Annotated in this window: 18 protein-coding genes and 1 tRNA gene; 11 read left to right on the plus strand and 8 right to left on the minus strand. The window is 35.4% G+C overall.

The window, feature by feature from the left end; genetic code table 11:
• The first annotated feature begins 241 nt into the window (after positions 1-241).
• Both rsmI and AB3H93_RS04515 read left to right on the plus strand, forming a co-directional pair.
• A complete protein-coding gene (gene rsmI, locus AB3H93_RS04510) occupies positions 242-1,108 on the plus strand; it encodes a 16S rRNA (cytidine(1402)-2'-O)-methyltransferase (protein ID WP_010718684.1) in 867 nt (288 codons plus the stop codon).
• A gap of 144 nt (positions 1,109-1,252) precedes the next feature.
• Positions 1,253-1,513 carry a hypothetical protein gene (locus tag AB3H93_RS04515; protein ID WP_002328071.1) on the plus strand — a complete coding sequence of 87 codons (261 nt, stop codon included), beginning with the start codon at positions 1,253-1,255 and terminating at the stop codon, positions 1,511-1,513.
• Between the two features lie 301 nt (positions 1,514-1,814).
• Here the strand turns inward: AB3H93_RS04515 and AB3H93_RS04520 are convergent, their stop codons facing one another.
• Positions 1,815-2,162: a thioredoxin family protein gene (locus AB3H93_RS04520; protein ID WP_002328072.1), complete on the minus strand. Its 348-nt coding sequence runs from the start codon at positions 2,160-2,162 to the stop codon at positions 1,815-1,817.
• A gap of 538 nt (positions 2,163-2,700) precedes the next feature.
• Here AB3H93_RS04520 and AB3H93_RS04525 point away from each other — a divergent pair.
• Together AB3H93_RS04525 and AB3H93_RS04530 are read left to right on the plus strand one after the other, a co-directional pair.
• Positions 2,701-3,651: a permease gene (locus tag AB3H93_RS04525; protein ID WP_010738040.1), complete on the plus strand. Its 951-nt coding sequence runs from the start codon at positions 2,701-2,703 to the stop codon at positions 3,649-3,651.
• 10 nt (positions 3,652-3,661) lie between these two features.
• Positions 3,662-4,525 carry a TIGR03943 family protein gene (locus AB3H93_RS04530; protein ID WP_010718682.1) on the plus strand — a complete coding sequence of 288 codons (864 nt, stop codon included), beginning with the start codon at positions 3,662-3,664 and terminating at the stop codon, positions 4,523-4,525.
• Between the two features lie 142 nt (positions 4,526-4,667).
• Here the strand turns inward: AB3H93_RS04530 and AB3H93_RS04535 are convergent, their stop codons facing one another.
• The gene (locus tag AB3H93_RS04535; RefSeq protein ID WP_034699026.1) at positions 4,668-5,159 is read right to left on the minus strand and encodes a threonine/serine exporter family protein; all 492 of its coding nucleotides are present in this window, start codon (positions 5,157-5,159) and stop codon (positions 4,668-4,670) included.
• 15 nt (positions 5,160-5,174) lie between these two features.
• On the minus strand, positions 5,175-5,927 hold the full coding sequence (locus AB3H93_RS04540; protein WP_010718680.1) for a threonine/serine exporter family protein: 753 nt from the start codon (positions 5,925-5,927) through the stop codon (positions 5,175-5,177).
• Positions 5,928-6,046: 119 nt separating this feature from the next.
• Here AB3H93_RS04540 and AB3H93_RS04545 point away from each other — a divergent pair.
• The 7 genes from AB3H93_RS04545 (at position 6,047) to AB3H93_RS04575 (ending at position 10,223) form a co-directional block, all read left to right on the plus strand.
• Positions 6,047-6,117: transfer RNA gene (locus AB3H93_RS04545), tRNA-Gly, on the plus strand.
• A gap of 285 nt (positions 6,118-6,402) precedes the next feature.
• The gene (locus AB3H93_RS04550) at positions 6,403-7,119 is read left to right on the plus strand and encodes a DNA/RNA non-specific endonuclease (RefSeq protein WP_178305759.1); all 717 of its coding nucleotides are present in this window, start codon (positions 6,403-6,405) and stop codon (positions 7,117-7,119) included.
• Positions 7,120-7,387: 268 nt separating this feature from the next.
• Positions 7,388-7,654: an IreB family regulatory phosphoprotein gene (locus AB3H93_RS04555; RefSeq protein ID WP_010718678.1), complete on the plus strand. Its 267-nt coding sequence runs from the start codon at positions 7,388-7,390 to the stop codon at positions 7,652-7,654.
• Positions 7,651-8,082, plus strand: a complete 432-nt coding sequence (gene ruvX, locus AB3H93_RS04560) for a Holliday junction resolvase RuvX (RefSeq protein ID WP_010718677.1) — start codon at positions 7,651-7,653, stop codon at positions 8,080-8,082. The genes AB3H93_RS04555 and ruvX overlap by 4 nt, the downstream gene beginning before the upstream one ends.
• A gap of 23 nt (positions 8,083-8,105) precedes the next feature.
• On the plus strand, positions 8,106-8,417 hold the full coding sequence (locus AB3H93_RS04565; protein WP_010718676.1) for a DUF1292 domain-containing protein: 312 nt from the start codon (positions 8,106-8,108) through the stop codon (positions 8,415-8,417).
• A 412-nt stretch (positions 8,418-8,829) separates the two neighbouring features.
• Positions 8,830-9,297 carry an RNA polymerase sigma factor gene (locus AB3H93_RS04570; protein ID WP_010738038.1) on the plus strand — a complete coding sequence of 156 codons (468 nt, stop codon included), beginning with the start codon at positions 8,830-8,832 and terminating at the stop codon, positions 9,295-9,297.
• On the plus strand, positions 9,297-10,223 hold the full coding sequence (locus tag AB3H93_RS04575; RefSeq protein ID WP_178305760.1) for an anti sigma factor C-terminal domain-containing protein: 927 nt from the start codon (positions 9,297-9,299) through the stop codon (positions 10,221-10,223). Before AB3H93_RS04570 ends, AB3H93_RS04575 begins: the two co-directional genes overlap by 1 nt.
• A 390-nt stretch (positions 10,224-10,613) precedes the next feature.
• Here AB3H93_RS04575 and AB3H93_RS04580 read toward each other — a convergent pair whose 3' ends face one another.
• The 5 genes from AB3H93_RS04580 to AB3H93_RS04600 form a co-directional block, all read right to left on the minus strand.
• Entirely contained in the window at positions 10,614-10,916 is a 303-nt protein-coding gene (locus tag AB3H93_RS04580; protein ID WP_010718673.1) for a hypothetical protein, read from the minus strand.
• A gap of 122 nt (positions 10,917-11,038) precedes the next feature.
• A complete protein-coding gene (locus AB3H93_RS04585; protein WP_178305761.1) occupies positions 11,039-12,058 on the minus strand; it encodes a phosphotransferase family protein in 1,020 nt (339 codons plus the stop codon).
• A 75-nt stretch (positions 12,059-12,133) separates the two neighbouring features.
• On the minus strand, positions 12,134-13,939 hold the full coding sequence (locus AB3H93_RS04590; protein ID WP_178305762.1) for an ABC transporter ATP-binding protein: 1,806 nt from the start codon (positions 13,937-13,939) through the stop codon (positions 12,134-12,136).
• Positions 13,936-15,663, minus strand: coding sequence for an ABC transporter ATP-binding protein (locus AB3H93_RS04595; RefSeq protein WP_178305763.1), 1,728 nt, complete (start codon positions 15,661-15,663; stop codon positions 13,936-13,938). Before AB3H93_RS04595 ends, AB3H93_RS04590 begins: the two co-directional genes overlap by 4 nt.
• Positions 15,660-16,112 carry a MarR family winged helix-turn-helix transcriptional regulator gene (locus tag AB3H93_RS04600; RefSeq protein WP_010718669.1) on the minus strand — a complete coding sequence of 151 codons (453 nt, stop codon included), beginning with the start codon at positions 16,110-16,112 and terminating at the stop codon, positions 15,660-15,662. Before AB3H93_RS04600 ends, AB3H93_RS04595 begins: the two co-directional genes overlap by 4 nt.
• Positions 16,113-16,358 lie beyond the last annotated feature (246 nt).

Genomic DNA, 16,358 nt, shown 5'->3' on the forward strand with positions numbered 1-16,358 from the left:
GAAGCAACTCCTCAGCAATAAGCGATGATTTTCTAAAATATGGGAAGCTATTTTAAAAAATCCTCTCTTATTTGCTCGGAGTTAACCGCTTCTTTCACGACCTCTTACACGGCGTTCAAAGAGCTGACCTTTGATAATAGTTCAAAAAACTGCAAAATATGAGAAGCTATTTTTCAGTTTTCTTCACTATTTCTCAGGTCAAACCGCTCTTTTCACGACCTCTTACACAGGAGAATAAATCATGCTTAATCAAAAAAGTTTTAAAGGACATCATGAAACTGGCTCGCTTTATTTAGTACCGACTCCGATTGGCAATTTAGAAGATATGACTTATCGTAGTGTACGGATATTACAAGAAGTAGACTTGATTGCCAGTGAGGATACACGAAATACCCAAAAATTACTGAATCATTTTGAGATCCAGACACCGCAAAAAAGTTTACATGAACATAACTATAAGGAACGAATTCCGCAATTGATCGCTGAGTTGATGTCTGGTCGCTCGATTGCACAGGTAAGTGATGCTGGGATGCCTTCTATTAGCGATCCAGGACATGAGCTGGTACTTGCTTGCATCCAAGCGGGGATTCCAGTAGTCGCTATTCCAGGACCAACTGCTGGGATGACTGCGTTGATTGCTTCAGGCTTGTTACCTCAGCCATTTTTATTTTATGGTTTTTTAGGAAGAAAGAAAAAAGAACAACAAACAACGTTAGAAACATTGAAAGAATACACAGCTACATTGATTTTTTACGAATCTCCTTATCGGATCAGTGCAACTTTAACGAATATGTTGACTGTTTTTGGTAACCGTCAAGTTGTTTTGTGTCGAGAATTAACAAAAATCCATGAAGAATATTTACGTGGAAGCATTGAAGAGTTATTAGACTACATTGAAGAACACCCTGTAAAGGGAGAATGCTGTTTATTGGTTGAAGGAAATACTGGAAGTGAAGAGCCACAAACACAAATTGAAGGATCATTGAAAGAACAAGTCGAACAGTTGATTGCTCTTGGGGAAAAAACAAATGCAGCCATTAAAGCTGTTGCTGTGAAAAACGGACTCAAAAAGCAAGAAGTATATCGACAATTTCACGACTTGGACTAGTTGTATCGAAAAAGATATTTTTTGAAAGAAAGTTATGTCCGAATTGCATAGGAAAGAACGTTTCTTTCTTGGTAATGACCATTTGATTTCAATGAAAATTTAACTGATTTGAGACTTTTTCTAACGATTATCGAGGTGATCAATGTGAAAACATATGTAGGTTTACTTGATAAGATCAGAGTGATAAAGACGCAACCATTGCTTGTTCGGTTTACATTGGAAACCATTCATCAGCCACTTAATTGTATTGTTGCAAATGTCGAGATTGCGGATAAGTTGATGATGATGGAAGAAAGAAAATATAACATTGCTGTTACAGGACACTTGAATCGACGTAATCAGCTAGTTGTTGAGAGTTTGCAAGTGAGAAATCCAGATCAATATACACGAAATCTCAAAATCTAGAGCGAGTGCGAGAAGTACTATGAAATTAGTGCGGTGCAATGTTACCCGCAGATTTCAAATATTAAAACACCATGGAGATTGAATGAAGTTCAACCTCTATGGTGTTTTTACGTAATGTCAACTACATAGCTAAATAAACCATAGTGAAAAAAATACTAGAACGAATTTCCAAAATTTCGCCCATAGTAAGATGAAGGGAACTTAAGCAAACCTAAGTAAACCTAAGAGGTATTTTATCCTATCTAAAGGTTAGCGCGCATTAATTGTCTTCATATGGCTATAGTATAGGTTAAGACAACGATTACTGAAACAATTCTTCATAGCTGATCGTTTCATCAGAGTTATTTAACTGATCCAGCAACGTTTCTAGTTTCGCAAAATTGATAAAGCGTGCTTGTCGTTCGACTTCTTTATTTTTATGGTAGATCAAAATAACAGGAGCAGTCAATATTTGAAAGGCGCTAGCTACTTCAGGTGTTTCCACAGCATCTAAATGAAAACTAGGAAAATCATACTGATCCAATAATTTCTTCAAACGAGGAAGAACAGCATGACATACGCTGCAATTTGGCATAGATAAGTAAAGAACTACCGTTTCATCTTGTGCTAATGACTGATGTACTTCTGATAGATTCGTGGTTTTTTTCATATAAAAAACGTCCTTCCTAATCAAAACAGCGAGACTGGGACAAAACTTGTCTCAGTCTCTTCTAGTATCTCTAAAAACGAATAAACGGTGTTCAAAGAGCTGACCTTCGGCGATAAGTCAAAAAATCTCAAAACATGGGGGGCTGTTTCGAGATTTTCATCCTTAACGCTCAGGTCAAAACACTCTTTTCACGACCTCTTGTTCACGGTGAGACAAAAGTAGCATCTTCGGAAAATTTGCCGAAATTTACCAAAAATTTGAGAAGCACCAAGTAGGTAACAATCAACATCAAAAACTAGTTTTTGTGTTTCTTGTCAATTTTCGGAAATTCCTTCTTATTTCTTGATGATAAACACTTTTGTCTCAACCTAATTTCGTGAACCAATTTAATCACAATAAGAAAAAAAGTCAACTAACTTGTCTTATTTTTATCAAATAAAAGATAAGAGTTAGGTAAGAAATAGAAGTAACCTTGTTTTTTTTTAGCGAAAAGCGTATATTATTCTGGCAAATGATGTTTATAGTAAGGAGCGAAAAAATGTTTTCTTTTATACCAAATTCGGTATTGCAGATGAGTACGATTTTTCTATCAATCGTTATTGAAGCTTTACCATTTGTACTATTAGGCTGTCTCATCTCTGGGGCACTACAAGTCTTTTTAACACCTGAGCGAGTCAAACGCTGGTTACCAGATAATCGCTTTTTATCCATTTTGACTGGTTCTGTTTTAGGATTTTTCTTTCCATCCTGTGAATGTGGGATCGTACCGATCGTTCATCAGTTTGTCAAAAAAGGAGTTCCTGTGCATACCGCTTTTGCATTTATGTTAACAGCACCTATTATCAATCCAATCGTCATTTTTTCTACTTTTATTGCATTTGGGAACTCTTGGGAAATGGCCGGTTGGCGAATGGTTGGAAGCTTTGTGGTAGCGTTGATCATTGGTATCTGGCTCGCTTATTTTCAAAAAGAAAGTGTATTGAAAACGAAGATCCAACAAACAATCGATCATAACCATCATCACAACCATCATCATGACCACACCCATGGTACCAATAAACACGAGGAGGTCAAAATTGGGAGAATCAAGCAACTTAGTCAGCAAACAGGTCATGTCCTCACACATTCAATCGATGAATTTTTTGATACGGGTCGGTATCTGATTGTCGGTGGTCTGATTGCCGCTAGTATGCAAACTTACTTGCCAACTCGTGTCATGTTGACACTGGGCTCAACCAAACTACTAGCAATTATTATCATGCTTCTTCTAGCTTTTACGATGTCCCTATGCTCGGAAGCAGATGCGTTCATCGGGTCCTCCTTACTCAGCCTTTTTGGTACAGCTCCTGTGGTGGCATTCTTAGTATTTGGACCAATGGTGGATATCAAAAACCTTTTGATGATGAAACGCTATTTTAATGGTCGCTTTATTTTGATGCTCATTGGTTTGATAGCCGTTAGTGTGATTGGTTTTACATTATTTATCTAGGAGGAGCAGTATGATACGATTTTTGATATTATCTGGTTATTTTGAGCTAATGATGTATTTACAAGTATCTGGGAAATTAGATCAGTACATCAATGTTCATTATCGTTATTTGGCTATTTTATCGATGATTTTATCTGCTTTACTTGCATTGGTCCAATTGTATATTTGGGTCAAGAGTGATTCAGTAAAAGGGAAAAAACAGGTAGATGAAGAAGTACACCATCACCACGATCATGATCACGATCACGGGTTAACCAAACCCTCACAACGAGTGATCGCTTATGTTCTGTTGGCTTTACCTGTTATTGTCGGTACTTTATTTCCGACAGTCAGTTTAGATACGACGATTGTGGAAGCAAAAGGATTCAATTTTCCAATAAGTAAGGAGTCGGTTGGAGACCCTGAAATGCAGACACAATATTTAAAGCCTGATACGAGCATTTATTTTAACAAGTCTGACTATTTGGATCAGATGAAAAAATTAAAAGAAAAATATGATGACAAACAGCTTATTAAGATCACTGATGAGAATTACTTGGAAGTCATGGAATTGATTTATAATTACCCAAGTGAATTTATTGGGAAAAAAATCTCTTATGAAGGCTTTGTGTATAAAACGCCAGATGGGGAGAAAGAAGATAATTTCTTATTCCGTTTTGGAATCATCCATTGCGTTGCTGACTCAGGTGTATTCGGTCTATTGACACATATGCCGGAAGGAACGAATGTCAAAAATGATGAGTGGTATAAAGTAGAAGGCACCATCCAATCTGACTACTATGAACCCTTCAAACGGGACATTCCAGTTGTAGAGGTCAATACTCTAACCAAAATCGAGGCACCTAAAAATCAATATGTGTATCGGTCATTTTAAAGCAAAGACTAAAATGATTAGTGACAAAAACAACTGATGTGACAATAAAAAACCAAAGTGCTTGAAAATAGCTTGTAGCTTGCCTATTTTGTAGATACTTTGGTTTTTTATTCATGGCACGATTATTTTCGCCGTTACTTTTTCATTTATGAATGTTTTTAGTTGTTCTTTTTTTTCGTTTCAAAAAAATGGCTTCTCGTTTTAATTTGAAGTTTCGGATATTGTGGTTGAAGACCTCTGATAAAACGAGTCCTAAAGCAATAGCACCAGCAATCATGATCGCTTGAACTGTATAACTTGCAGCTGCCTGATACGAGCCAGTTACTAGATTTCTCACTGCTTGATAAGCCAGACCTCCAGGAACTAGTGGTACCATGCCAGGGATATTAAAGATGGTTACAGGCATTTTTAATCGTTTAGAAAAAAGATCACTGATAAATGCAACACCTAAAGAACCCAGTAACGAACCAAAAGCCGGCGTACCACCTAAGTCCACACATACCCAATAGATCATCCAGCCAAAGGCACCAGAGAGCCCGCAACAAATCAAGGCACGTCTAGGAACGTTGGTGATGATCGCAAAAGCCGCTGTGGCTAAAAAGCTAAAAGAAAATTGAATAAATAGATTCCACATCATCATGTTCCTTTCTCAATAAAAAAGTTGGAAGATAAAGGCAATCGCAAATCCGATCATTGTGGCAGTCATCATGGCCTCTGTACCACGAGAAACTCCAGAAACATAGTGTCCAGCTAGTAAATCCCGAATAGCATTTGTAATCTGTACTCCAGGAACAAGGGGCATGACACAACCGATGATGATCAAATCCTGATTGGCACCTAATCCGACACGAACGCTGAGAATAGCTGTAAGACCAATTAACAAGGAGGATAAGAACTCTGACAAAAATTTGATCCGAAAAAATTTTAAACTATATAAGTAAATCGCATAGCCGATACCGCCGATCATCAAAGTGATTGGTAGATCACTCATTTCTCCACCAAATAATACCATGATCGTTCCGCTAATCACCGCAGCACTTAAAATTTGAAGCCATACTGGGAAAAATGACCGATCTTTTTCAATGGCTTGTAAGGCAATGTAGAGATCATTCAAAGTTAACTCACCAGCAACATATTTTCTAGAAAGATTATTGACATTGACAACTTTTTCCAGATTAATGGAGCGATTGGTGATTTGTTCCATTCTAATGGTTGACGTACGGTCAAGACCAATAAACAAACCCGTTTGAGTAACATAGCTGACCAGGCGATAATTGCCAGAAGCAAGAGCGATTCGGCTCATTGTGTCTTCTACTCGGTACATCTCAGCATTGCTTTCCATCATGATTTTGCCAGCTAATAAACAAGTATCAAGTAATAAATCCAACTCTTTTTCTGTCATAATATTTTCTCCAATAGTTCATTTGTTGCTTTTATTTTACTACAAATGACTAAATAAAAGAGAAATAAATAAATACTTGAGTATGAAAAGAAAGAGGCGTATACTGATTTTTGTAAGATGCGGGTGTAGTTTAGTGGTAAAATCCCAGCTTCCCAAGCTGATGTCGCGGGTTCGATTCCCGTCACCCGCTTAAACGAACGATAAGAATGAAGAGAAACAGTATTGATCACATGTTGTTTGATCAATACTGTTTTTTGTTTTTGAGTCACAAGGCATTTTTTGCTTGATTAAGTGAAAACATACTGTTTTAAGATCAATGATTTTTTATGACGTATTCTTTTTAAGAAGAGATCAATTTTTAATTAGTATAGAGAATTAAAGGTAGAAATAAATGGAATAAAATAAGTTTAAATATTTTAAAAAAGGGGAACGTATGTTAAAGTTTAGAATAGTTGTTTAGAAAAGGAGTAAAGAAATGCAGAAAAAATCAACAAAAGCCATTCTGGGTGTGGTTGTTGCTGTTTTAGCAGGGGCACTAGGACTATCAACACAAAAAAATTCAGATATCGTTCAACAAATTACTGGGTTATTTGACTCAACCCCACAAGCGTCAAAAGTAGCAGACGTACCAGAATATGATGGGAAGCATCAAGAAATTGAGATCAATCAGAATCGTCCGGATTTCACTGAAGAAGATTTGAGCTTAGCTAAAGGAACATGGCAAAGCTATTCAAATATTGATCGATTGAACCGTGTAGGTGCGGCCAATGCGTTATTGGGAAAAGACCTTTTTCCCAAAGAAAAACGCGAGCCGTTGTATATTGATCCAACTGGTTGGAAACAAAAAAAATTAAGCGATGGCCAATGGCTTTATAATCGTAGCCATTTGATTGGTTATCAATTGACTGGACAAAACAACAACATCAAAAATTTGATGACAGGTACTCGTTCATTAAATGCGCCGTATATGCTAGTCCATGAAAATGATATTGCCGCTTATATCAAAGAAACCAATCATCACGTTCGTTATCGTGTCACTCCACATTTTAAGGGGAATGAATTAGTTGCCAGAGGAGTGCAATTAGAAGCAGAAAGTATTGAAGATAAAAAAATAAAATTTAATGTGTTTATTTATAACGTTCAAGAGGGTTATGAAATCAACTATGATACTGGACAGGCGAGAAAAAAATAGCTAATGACATTCGATAGTATACGAAAAAAGTATGAACTTTTTGAAGAATTATCGAAAAAGCTTATATTTATTTAAATATAGCGTATACTTTGGTTAAGATACGATCAAGTAACTGAACATTTGATCACAAATATGTTAAAGTAATGAGAAGTCTGTTTATTAATTTAACCGGAAGTTTTTTAAGATTTATTTGTAGTTTTAAGGTAATTCGAGTAAAATAAAAGTGTAGAAGGTAAATGAATACCTTGCGGGAAAGAGGTGTAGAATCATGGGTTTTACAGATGAAACCGTACGTTTTGGTTTTGACGATAGTCGTAAAAAAGAAGTAAGTGAGACATTAGCGATCGTTTATCGGGCTTTAGAAGAAAAAGGCTACAATCCAATTAATCAGATTGTTGGCTACTTGCTTTCTGGAGACCCGGCCTACATTCCTCGTTATCGTGATGCAAGAAACTTGATACGCCGTCACGAACGCGATGAAATCATGGAAGTAATTGTTAAAGATTATCTAACAAACCATGGGGTAAGTATATGAGAGTAATGGGCTTAGATGTGGGCTCAAAAACAGTTGGTATTGCTGTTAGCGATCCATTTGGTTGGACCGCTCAAGGAGTAGAGATCATTCGTATTGATGAAGAGGCGGAAGAGTTTGGCTTTGACCGTTTGAAAGAACTAGTCGATCAATATGAAGTAGACCGATTTGTCGTAGGCTTACCTAAAAATATGAATAATACAATTGGACCAAGAGCAGAAAGCTCAATGGCTTATGGAGAAAAAATTAAAGAATTGTTCTCGTTACCAGTTGAATATCAAGATGAACGACTAACCACAGTTCAAGCTGAACGAATGTTAGTTGAGCAAGCCAATACATCAAGAGCTAAAAGAAAAAAAGTGATTGATAAATTAGCTGCTGTCATGATTTTACAAAATTATTTAGACGGTTCAGGAAAAAAATTATTTTAATTTCAATGAAAAGAGGGAGACTTATGACAGAACATAACCACACACATGACCACGATCACGAAGGGCACGAGCATATCACCTTAGTAGATGATCAAGGAAACGAAACGTTATATGAAATTTTATTAACAGTTGATGGACAAGAAGAATTTGGCCGTAACTACGTATTGCTTTATCCAGCTGGTGTACCAGAAGATGAAGATGTTGAGTTGCAAGCCTATGCTTATGTCGAAAATGAAGATGGCACAGAAGGCGAACTAGAACAAATCGAAACTGATGCAGAATGGGACATGATTGAAGAAGTATTCAACACGTTCATGGCTGAAGAAGAAGAATAGTCTTCAAATGACGGCTGAACCCTTGATGGATAAGGGTTCAGCTTTTTTGTGTTTTGCTTTGACCATGGTTATTAAAAATCGGCTCTTTGTCAAGAAGGACTGATGAGTGGAGTAAAATCAAATCTGAGTCTGAACAATCAACTCGGTTTCATCAGCCACATAAATAATAGAGTCAAAATAGTTAAGTGTATTTTGTTTTAAGGAATGATCAAGAATAAAGTATGCAGAAAATATCTGATTTCTAGATAGGAATATAAAACCCTTCGTAGGGTACGATATAATAATAAGAGGTTCTTTGTGATGAAGTATGTGACTTGTCATTGTTTCTAAGAATGAAATGACAGATAAAGTGAATATTCTTGTCCACTTTTTCAGATGTTCAAGCGTTGTATAGATGAAAGGAGAAAATGAAATGAAACAGGAGGGAACATTTGAAGAAGTATTACTTTTATTAGGGCAAGAAGTAATCAGAGTGCTAATAGAAAAGGGGAGTACGTTGGAAGACGCAGAAGATGCTGTTTCTAAAACCTATGATACTATATTTTCTTCTCTTATCTATATGACACAGGATAATTTACGTCCTTGGTTTTTTAGAGTTTCTTTCAATAACTATATTGATCTATTCAGGAAAAAGAAGCGTGAAAAAGAGCTTATTTTTCGCTATGTTGACTCGCAGTCGAATGGAACTAATGAATCAGAAAATTTATGGATGATTATCGACTCGCTAAAAAGGCAAGAACAAGAATTACTGATTTTTAAGTATTATTATCGACTATCGTATGAGGACATCGCGAGTATGTTAAATCAAAAAGTAGAAACCGTGAAAAAACAATTATACAGAGCACGAAAAAAATTAAAGGCAAACTGGGAGGATGAGTGATGGATTTGAATAGGAGTATCAAAAAAGCCAAAAGAAAGCAGATAATAATGGTCAGTTGTGTTTCAATCATAATTTTTCTTACGATGTCGGGTATCTTGGTTTTTATATTAGATAAAGTCGCTACGAAAAATTATCATGAGCTAGATCAGTCGTTATTTGCTTACCAAACAATTGCGTCACCAAATACACAAATTGACTCACAAGTGATTGCTAACAGCTCAATTTTGGGCGGGGAGGTCGTAACTAACCAATCGAAAAACATTGATGGCTACATTGTACCCTGGAGTAGTTTACATAGTAAGTACAATGTTTTTGGCAACGAAGTGGACAATAATGAACGGATGACATCTTGGTATCATTCCCTTAAAAATTCATATGAATATAATCGTCAAACCAAACAAAAAGTCGCCACATTCTACAATCCGACGATTGAAAACTATTATGGTGGGGTGAAAAATGAATTAGCGGATTTAAAAAGCACGGATGATTTACTTGCAGAAGTAGCGATTTCCTTTGATCGGCCCTATCGCTATAGTGAAGTGAAAAAAATGTTTCCGGAAAATGTCAATGTTGTCTGGTTGTATTTGTTTTCTGAAGAGAGAGACGAAAGCAAAGGACGTTCCGGTATGCCAACGTATGGTTTTCAGTTAAGTTTTGATGAAAAGAATCAGCTGATTGATGCAGAAGCAGATAAAGATTATTTTTTCAGCTCATTTGAATCACACGTTTCTTCTGTGAATAATAAAGCAATGGTAAATTTTCTAAAGGAAAACGAAAATAAGAAAGTAGATGACCTAGAAGTCTTAGGAGTAATGATTACAGGACAAGCAAAGAATTTAGCAGAACTAAAAGACAAACCCTTTGTTAGAGGCAGTTCTGTTGGTGTAACAGTACCGATTGTTCCATACATTGAACCAGAAAAATAGTAAGCTATCCTAAACAAGGAAATTGATTTAGTTCGTTTTATTTTATAAAGGTAAACAGAGGGTGTTCAGAAGACAACGGATTTCTGGACACTTTTGTTGTAATCGAATATGAAGTGTATCCTATTCTTTTTGTGTCTATAAACACTCAAACAAAGTTCATTAAATGTTTAGATGTGCTGCAAGTTTTTTAATTGCTTTATTTTTAGTCGCTTGGCTAAGGTTAACCATCGGTGTCTATTTTCTTGTTAACAGCCAACTGATGAACCTATGTTATCTAATACAATAGAAGAATTGAGGTATAACAGGTAATTAGATATCGTGTTTCTTCTGAAAAATAAAATACTCCAAGCAAAAGAGAAATTCTCAATTGCTTAGAGTATTCGCAAGCCCTTATTTCGATGAACTTTTCCAATTCTCGTATTGTTCTTTCAACTTCTTGATATACCAAGGGATTCGTTCAGGATTGTTGCTCAGAAAAGTCAAAGCATTTTCTTCAGATTCAACAATTTTTTTATCAATCACATAGGCAAATTTTTGTATGTCCATTTCTAACTTATCAATATCACTTATGAAAAATAGTTGTCCGTTAGTTTTTGCGGTCTTATTTAATGAACTCCATTTTATTTGTTTATTTTCATATGAACTATCATTAGACTGATTGTTTTCAAAACGAAATTTTATTTTTTTATTCATAAGCTTCCTCACCCTTTATATTCATCCTAATTTTTTGGTTTCAAGAAATATTTCATTAAGATAGATTGGCTAGACTTATCTTTTTAAGTTATTTTAATTCTTTTTGTTAGTTGGAATTCTCTTTATTTGATAACATATTCATTTTTGCTCAATTTTTTTAAAAAGGTTTTAATTTTTGAATTTAGATAGTATCTGTATATTTCCGCTACAATTTTCGGATAGCGATAGGTGCATGCTATTTCTACCAAATGAGTATAGATGTCATAGAGTACAAGCCTAATCTTATCTTCTTGACTAAACGTAAAATGATCATTTATCACTTTACTGTAACCTGAGATGAAATTTGGATCTTTTTCTAATCTATCTAACATGAATGAAGGGAATGTGGCTAATGGATCTCCGAAAAAGAATCGTTCAAAATCAATAATACCAGAGATAGTCAACTTTTCTTTTTTGGGTGCCAAATATATGTTTCCAGTCCACATATCATAATTAACAAGCTTAGGTGTTTGAATTTCATCCAGCAGTTCTTTTCTTTGTTCTATAGCAGATAAGATTTCAGTATACGGAATTTTGTACCCGTGCTTTCGCGCATCCTCTAACAAATCGCTAACCATAGCTGTAAATGCTTCACTCCAAGATGTGTAACGATAATGACGTTCTTCTTTGATATAGCCAAACCATTTGCCTTCAATCCCATGTAATTTAGCATTGATTTTCCCGAGTTTTTTCATCAACTCAGGTCTTGATTTATTTAAAAGCAAGTAATTAGAAAAATAGTTGGACCAAGTTTTTCCTTTAACACACTCTAATAGAATGTAATTATAAGGAATCACTTTTCTTGAAAAATCATATGCATACATTTTGGGTACAGGGACATGATGATCTTGGAGCAACTGATAAACATAAACTTCTGTGTAAAGTCCGCCTTTTTCTAACAAAGGTAAACCAGCACTTTCGTCAGGTGCAGTCTTTAATACTACTCCGTTGCGTAATTCTTGGGTGCCTTTTATTAGGTAGACTGTATTCAGCGTTCCTTCCTTAAATTGCTTGATACTCGTAACTTCAGAATGTTTAAATTGTTTGTATATAACTGTTTTGATTTGTTCATTTGTTAGCGCATTTTTTGTTGAAATCTTCATACCTTCCTCCATACGTTACTTGCAATAATTTAGTTTCTTCATTCGTCGAAAGAGCATTGATACCAAGCACTTAGATTAGGCTGCAAATTGGCTATTATATAAATCAGCATAGAACCCATTTTGATGAATCAATTCTTCGTGATTTCCTTGTTCAATAATCGTTCCTTTGTCCATGACCAGAATATGATCAGCATCTTGAATTGTTGAAAGACGATGTGCGATGATAAAACTTGTACGGTTTTTCATCAGGGCATCCATTGCTTTTTGAATTTCAGCTTCCGTACGTGTATCTACGCTAGAAGTTGCTTCATCTAAAATTAGAATTGCTGGATCTGCAAGAATAGCTCTAGCTATAGTTAGTAATTGCTTTTGTCCAACAGAAATATTTGATGTTTCATCATCCAAAATAGTTTGATAACCATCAGGAAGGGTACGTATAAAATGATCGATTCGTGCAGCTTTAGCGGCTTTGATAATCTCAGTTTCTGGAGCATCTCTTTTTCCATAAGCAATATTTTCAGCAATAGTACCCGAGGATAGCCAAGTATCTTGGAGAACCATCCCAATGATCGAACGCAATTCTTGACGAGTCATTTCCGTTATATTGACATTATCGATAGAAATCTTACCTCCATTTAATTCATAAAACCTCATGATTAAGTTAACTAATGTTGTTTTGCCAGCACCTGTAGGACCAACGATGGCCACTTTACTTCCCGCTTTAACATCAATATTGATGTTATCCATCAACATCATGTCTTCTTTGTAGCCGAAACGAACATTTTCAAAACGCATTTGTCCTTTGACTTTAGGTAAGCTAATGCGTTTGTTCGTTTCAGGAATTTCTTCTATTTCATCTTCTATTTGATAGATCCGCTCAGCAGCGGCAATAGCTCCTTGAAGTGAATTAGAGATATAGGCAAATGTAGACACTGATTCAGATACTTTTTCAATATATTGTAAAAACGCTTGAATATACCCAATTGAAATACTTCCATTTAAAACAAGAATTGCCCCGCCAATTGCGATTACAACATAGCCTAAATGGTTCATAAATTGGATGATTGGATTGATGACGTAAGTAATGAACTTTGCTTTTTTTTCTTTCTGACACAGATCTTCATTTAAAGACGCAGTATTCTGAATCATTTCATCTTGGATATTAAACGCCTTAATAATTATATTTCCTGTGAATGCTTCTTCGATCTGAGCATTCATGTTTCCCAAAGCTTTCTGGTTCTCAGCATGAGCAACCTGTGTTTTTTTCGTGAACATTGAAGCAATTACCAGACTCAAGAACACAGTGCCTAGTACAATCAAAGACAGCAAAGGACTAATCATAAACATGATGAACAAGGCACCAATCATTGCTACAAATGAAGAAAGCAGTTGAGAAATTCCATCTTGTAAGGTTGTCGAAACTTTTTCAAGGTCGCTAGTGATACGACTGGATATATCTCCTTTTTTATGTGTATCATAAAATCGAAGTGGCACTCTATTCAGTTTTTCACTAATTCGTTTTCTCATTGAAAGCGTGACATTTTCTGCAACACTTGCCAAGACATATTGTTGCAGATAACTAAACAAAGCTCTGGCGGAAAAAATACCAACTAGCAATAGCAGCAACGTATTCATTGAGTGTATGCCTATTGTAAATGCGTTACTTGTTTGTACAGGTAATTGAACTTCTTGGGCAATAAGATTGATAGCCTGAGCTAATAACAAAGGATAAATTATACTCAGTAACGAACTAATCCCTACACCTATAAGAGTTAATAGTAGTTTCCATTTTTGTCCCATGAGATCAGTGTACAGACGAGAAGTTGTTTTTTTCACACTCTTTATTTTTGATGGATTTCCATTTACGGTCGTGTTACTCATGCGATATCCTCCTTGCTAAACTGAGAATCAACGATTTGTTTATAAGGTAAGCAAGTCTCTAATAAAGTCTGATGGGTGCCAATACCTGCTACTTTACCTTCGTCCAAAACAATGATTTGGTCGGCATCGATAATTGTATTGATTCTCTGAGCTACAATGATCATAGCGGCTTCTCTTGTTTCCTTTTTCAAGAGTGATCGAAGTTTCGCATCCGTCTTATAATCTAGGGCTGAAAAGCTATCATCAAATACATATAACTCAGGCTTTTTAATTAATGCACGTGCAATGGCTAGTCTTTGTTTTTGTCCACCAGAAAAATTATTTCCTCCTTGTGCTACTGATGTTTCAAATCTATCATTTAAGCTGTTAATGTAATCATTGACCTGAGCAATTTTACAAGCATGAGTGATTTCCTCATCTGTTGCATCTTTCTTACCATGTTTAAGATTATCTAAAATCGTGCCACTGAATAAAAAAGCTTTTTGAGGCACATAGCCAATTTCCTCTCGGAGGGCTGCACTAGATAAATTTTTGATATTTTTCCCTTTATAGGAAATAGTTCCTGTATAAGAGTGATAAAACCCCATAAGTAAACTTGCGATTGTTGATTTTCCAGAACCTGTACTTCCAACGATAGCTGTAGTTTGACCTTTCTTTACACTAAAACTAATGTCTTCCAACACTGGTTCTTCAGCATTTGCATAACCGAAAGACACTTTATCAAATTTGATTACTTCCGTTACTTCAGCAGTTTCATTGATAGAAGTCTCTGAGGAATCATCTTCCTCAACATTTAAAACAGCTAGTATCCTATCTGCACTTATTTTTGCTTTCGGAAGGCTAGTGATTCCTGCAAGTCCCATGATCAATGACATAAGAATGATAGAAGAGTATCCGATGACGGCAATGATATCTCCTAATTGCATTGATCCATTGGTTACTCTGATATTTCCTAGATAGACAATCAACAATGTAGAAAAATTCATGATAAGCGTAATGATCGGCATGAGGATGGCAAATAGTTTATTTATACTAACTGCTGTTTTATTGTAGTCAAAAAAGGATTTATCCATACGGCTCTTTTCATAATCCATACGATTAAAGGCACGAATGACTCTGACACCAGTAATTTTTTCCCTAATATTCTTATTCATCTTGTCAAAAAGCGTTTGCTGTTTTGCTAGAAGAGGAATCGCTTTTTTGCTAATTAAAAAAGCTAAGAAAAGAATGACCACCATGATTCCCATGATGCTGATTGCTAAACCAGTATCTTTTGAAAAAGTGAGAACTAATCCAGCAATTGCCATGAAAGGAGCGGGTAAGAGCATTTCAACTGATGAAGAAAAAGCTTCTTGGATTTTTGTTACATCGCTGGTATTTCTACTGATCATTGAAGCTGGCCCGAAATCATTGAATTTATCTATTGATAGATTTTGTGCTTTTTGAAATAACGCATTTCGAAGGTCACGGCCTAGATAGGCAGAAATTTTTGAAGAAAGATAAGTACCAAAGATGGAAAAACTCATGATAGTAAGTGCTACCAAAATCATCAGCGTACCAATTTTCCAGATATAATCTAAATCCCCTTGAAGAATACCATTATCCACAATATCTGCAGTGAGGGTAGGGATATATAATGTTCCAAATCCTTGTATGAAAACACATAAGATCATTACTATAGTTTCTTTATAATATGACTTTAAGAAGGAAAATAATTTTTTCATGATTCATTTCTCCTTTTTAAGTAATCTTCTAAAGAGAAAAAGAGTTCATTGGAAAATCTCTCAAAATCATCAATAAAAGTTGGTGCAATTTTCATAGTTTCTTGAAGGGCTTTATTTTCAATCTCATATACCGGTTTTAATACTTCTTGGGCATAGAGGAGACCTTTTTCAGTTAAACAGATTTGTAATTCACGTTTTTTCCCAGGAATATTTTTAAGAGTAATGTATCCATCTGATTCACATTCTTTGATCAGCGTATTGATTGTTGTTTTGGGAAATGACCAATCCTCGCAGATTTGTTTCTGTGAATGGAATTCTCCATCGTCTAAAACATATAAGAGCCAAAATAAATTTTCTTTGACACCAGATAATTTTGAAATTTTCCAATAAACACCATCAAGTGTAGAAGTTATTTTTCCAATTCGTTGATTCGTGTGTTTTTCAGCCATTTATGAACCTCTCCTTTATAATCCTAATTCGTACTTATGATAATAATACGAATTCGTACTAATGTCAATGATGGGATTTAGTTTTTTGATAGGGTTCTTTGTTTTTATTATTAGAGAATAATAGTTGGTCGAAAAAAATAAGAAGTGACTAGTATAACGACTGGATTCATAAGAATGGAGGACACATTTCTAGTAGGGGAAATTTGAATGCTAAAACAATTTCTTAAAACGACTGAATTAGGACTT

The sequence above is a fragment of the Enterococcus sp. C74 genome (genome assembly GCF_040887125.1).
GTDB lineage: Bacteria > Bacillota > Bacilli > Lactobacillales > Enterococcaceae > Enterococcus_B > Enterococcus_B hirae.

What these genes read in the sequence shown, in the direction of transcription:
- rsmI (WP_010718684.1), top strand. Translation starts at nt 242, where the DNA reads ATGCTTAATCAAAAAAGTTTTAAAGGACATCATGAAACTGGCTCGCTT.
- AB3H93_RS04520 (WP_002328072.1), bottom strand. Translation starts at nt 2,162, where the DNA reads ATGAAAAAAACCACGAATCTATCAGAAGTACATCAGTCATTAGCACAA.
- AB3H93_RS04525 (WP_010738040.1), top strand. Translation starts at nt 2,701, where the DNA reads ATGTTTTCTTTTATACCAAATTCGGTATTGCAGATGAGTACGATTTTT.
- AB3H93_RS04530 (WP_010718682.1), top strand. Translation starts at nt 3,662, where the DNA reads ATGATACGATTTTTGATATTATCTGGTTATTTTGAGCTAATGATGTAT.
- AB3H93_RS04535 (WP_034699026.1), bottom strand. Translation starts at nt 5,159, where the DNA reads ATGTGGAATCTATTTATTCAATTTTCTTTTAGCTTTTTAGCCACAGCG.
- AB3H93_RS04540 (WP_010718680.1), bottom strand. Translation starts at nt 5,927, where the DNA reads ATGACAGAAAAAGAGTTGGATTTATTACTTGATACTTGTTTATTAGCT.
- AB3H93_RS04550 (WP_178305759.1), top strand. Translation starts at nt 6,403, where the DNA reads ATGCAGAAAAAATCAACAAAAGCCATTCTGGGTGTGGTTGTTGCTGTT.
- AB3H93_RS04555 (WP_010718678.1), top strand. Translation starts at nt 7,388, where the DNA reads ATGGGTTTTACAGATGAAACCGTACGTTTTGGTTTTGACGATAGTCGT.
- ruvX (WP_010718677.1), top strand. Translation starts at nt 7,651, where the DNA reads ATGAGAGTAATGGGCTTAGATGTGGGCTCAAAAACAGTTGGTATTGCT.
- AB3H93_RS04565 (WP_010718676.1), top strand. Translation starts at nt 8,106, where the DNA reads ATGACAGAACATAACCACACACATGACCACGATCACGAAGGGCACGAG.
- AB3H93_RS04570 (WP_010738038.1), top strand. Translation starts at nt 8,830, where the DNA reads ATGAAACAGGAGGGAACATTTGAAGAAGTATTACTTTTATTAGGGCAA.
- AB3H93_RS04575 (WP_178305760.1), top strand. Translation starts at nt 9,297, where the DNA reads ATGGATTTGAATAGGAGTATCAAAAAAGCCAAAAGAAAGCAGATAATA.
- AB3H93_RS04580 (WP_010718673.1), bottom strand. Translation starts at nt 10,916, where the DNA reads ATGAATAAAAAAATAAAATTTCGTTTTGAAAACAATCAGTCTAATGAT.
- AB3H93_RS04585 (WP_178305761.1), bottom strand. Translation starts at nt 12,058, where the DNA reads ATGAAGATTTCAACAAAAAATGCGCTAACAAATGAACAAATCAAAACA.
- AB3H93_RS04590 (WP_178305762.1), bottom strand. Translation starts at nt 13,939, where the DNA reads ATGAGTAACACGACCGTAAATGGAAATCCATCAAAAATAAAGAGTGTG.
- AB3H93_RS04595 (WP_178305763.1), bottom strand. Translation starts at nt 15,663, where the DNA reads ATGAAAAAATTATTTTCCTTCTTAAAGTCATATTATAAAGAAACTATA.
- AB3H93_RS04600 (WP_010718669.1), bottom strand. Translation starts at nt 16,112, where the DNA reads ATGGCTGAAAAACACACGAATCAACGAATTGGAAAAATAACTTCTACA.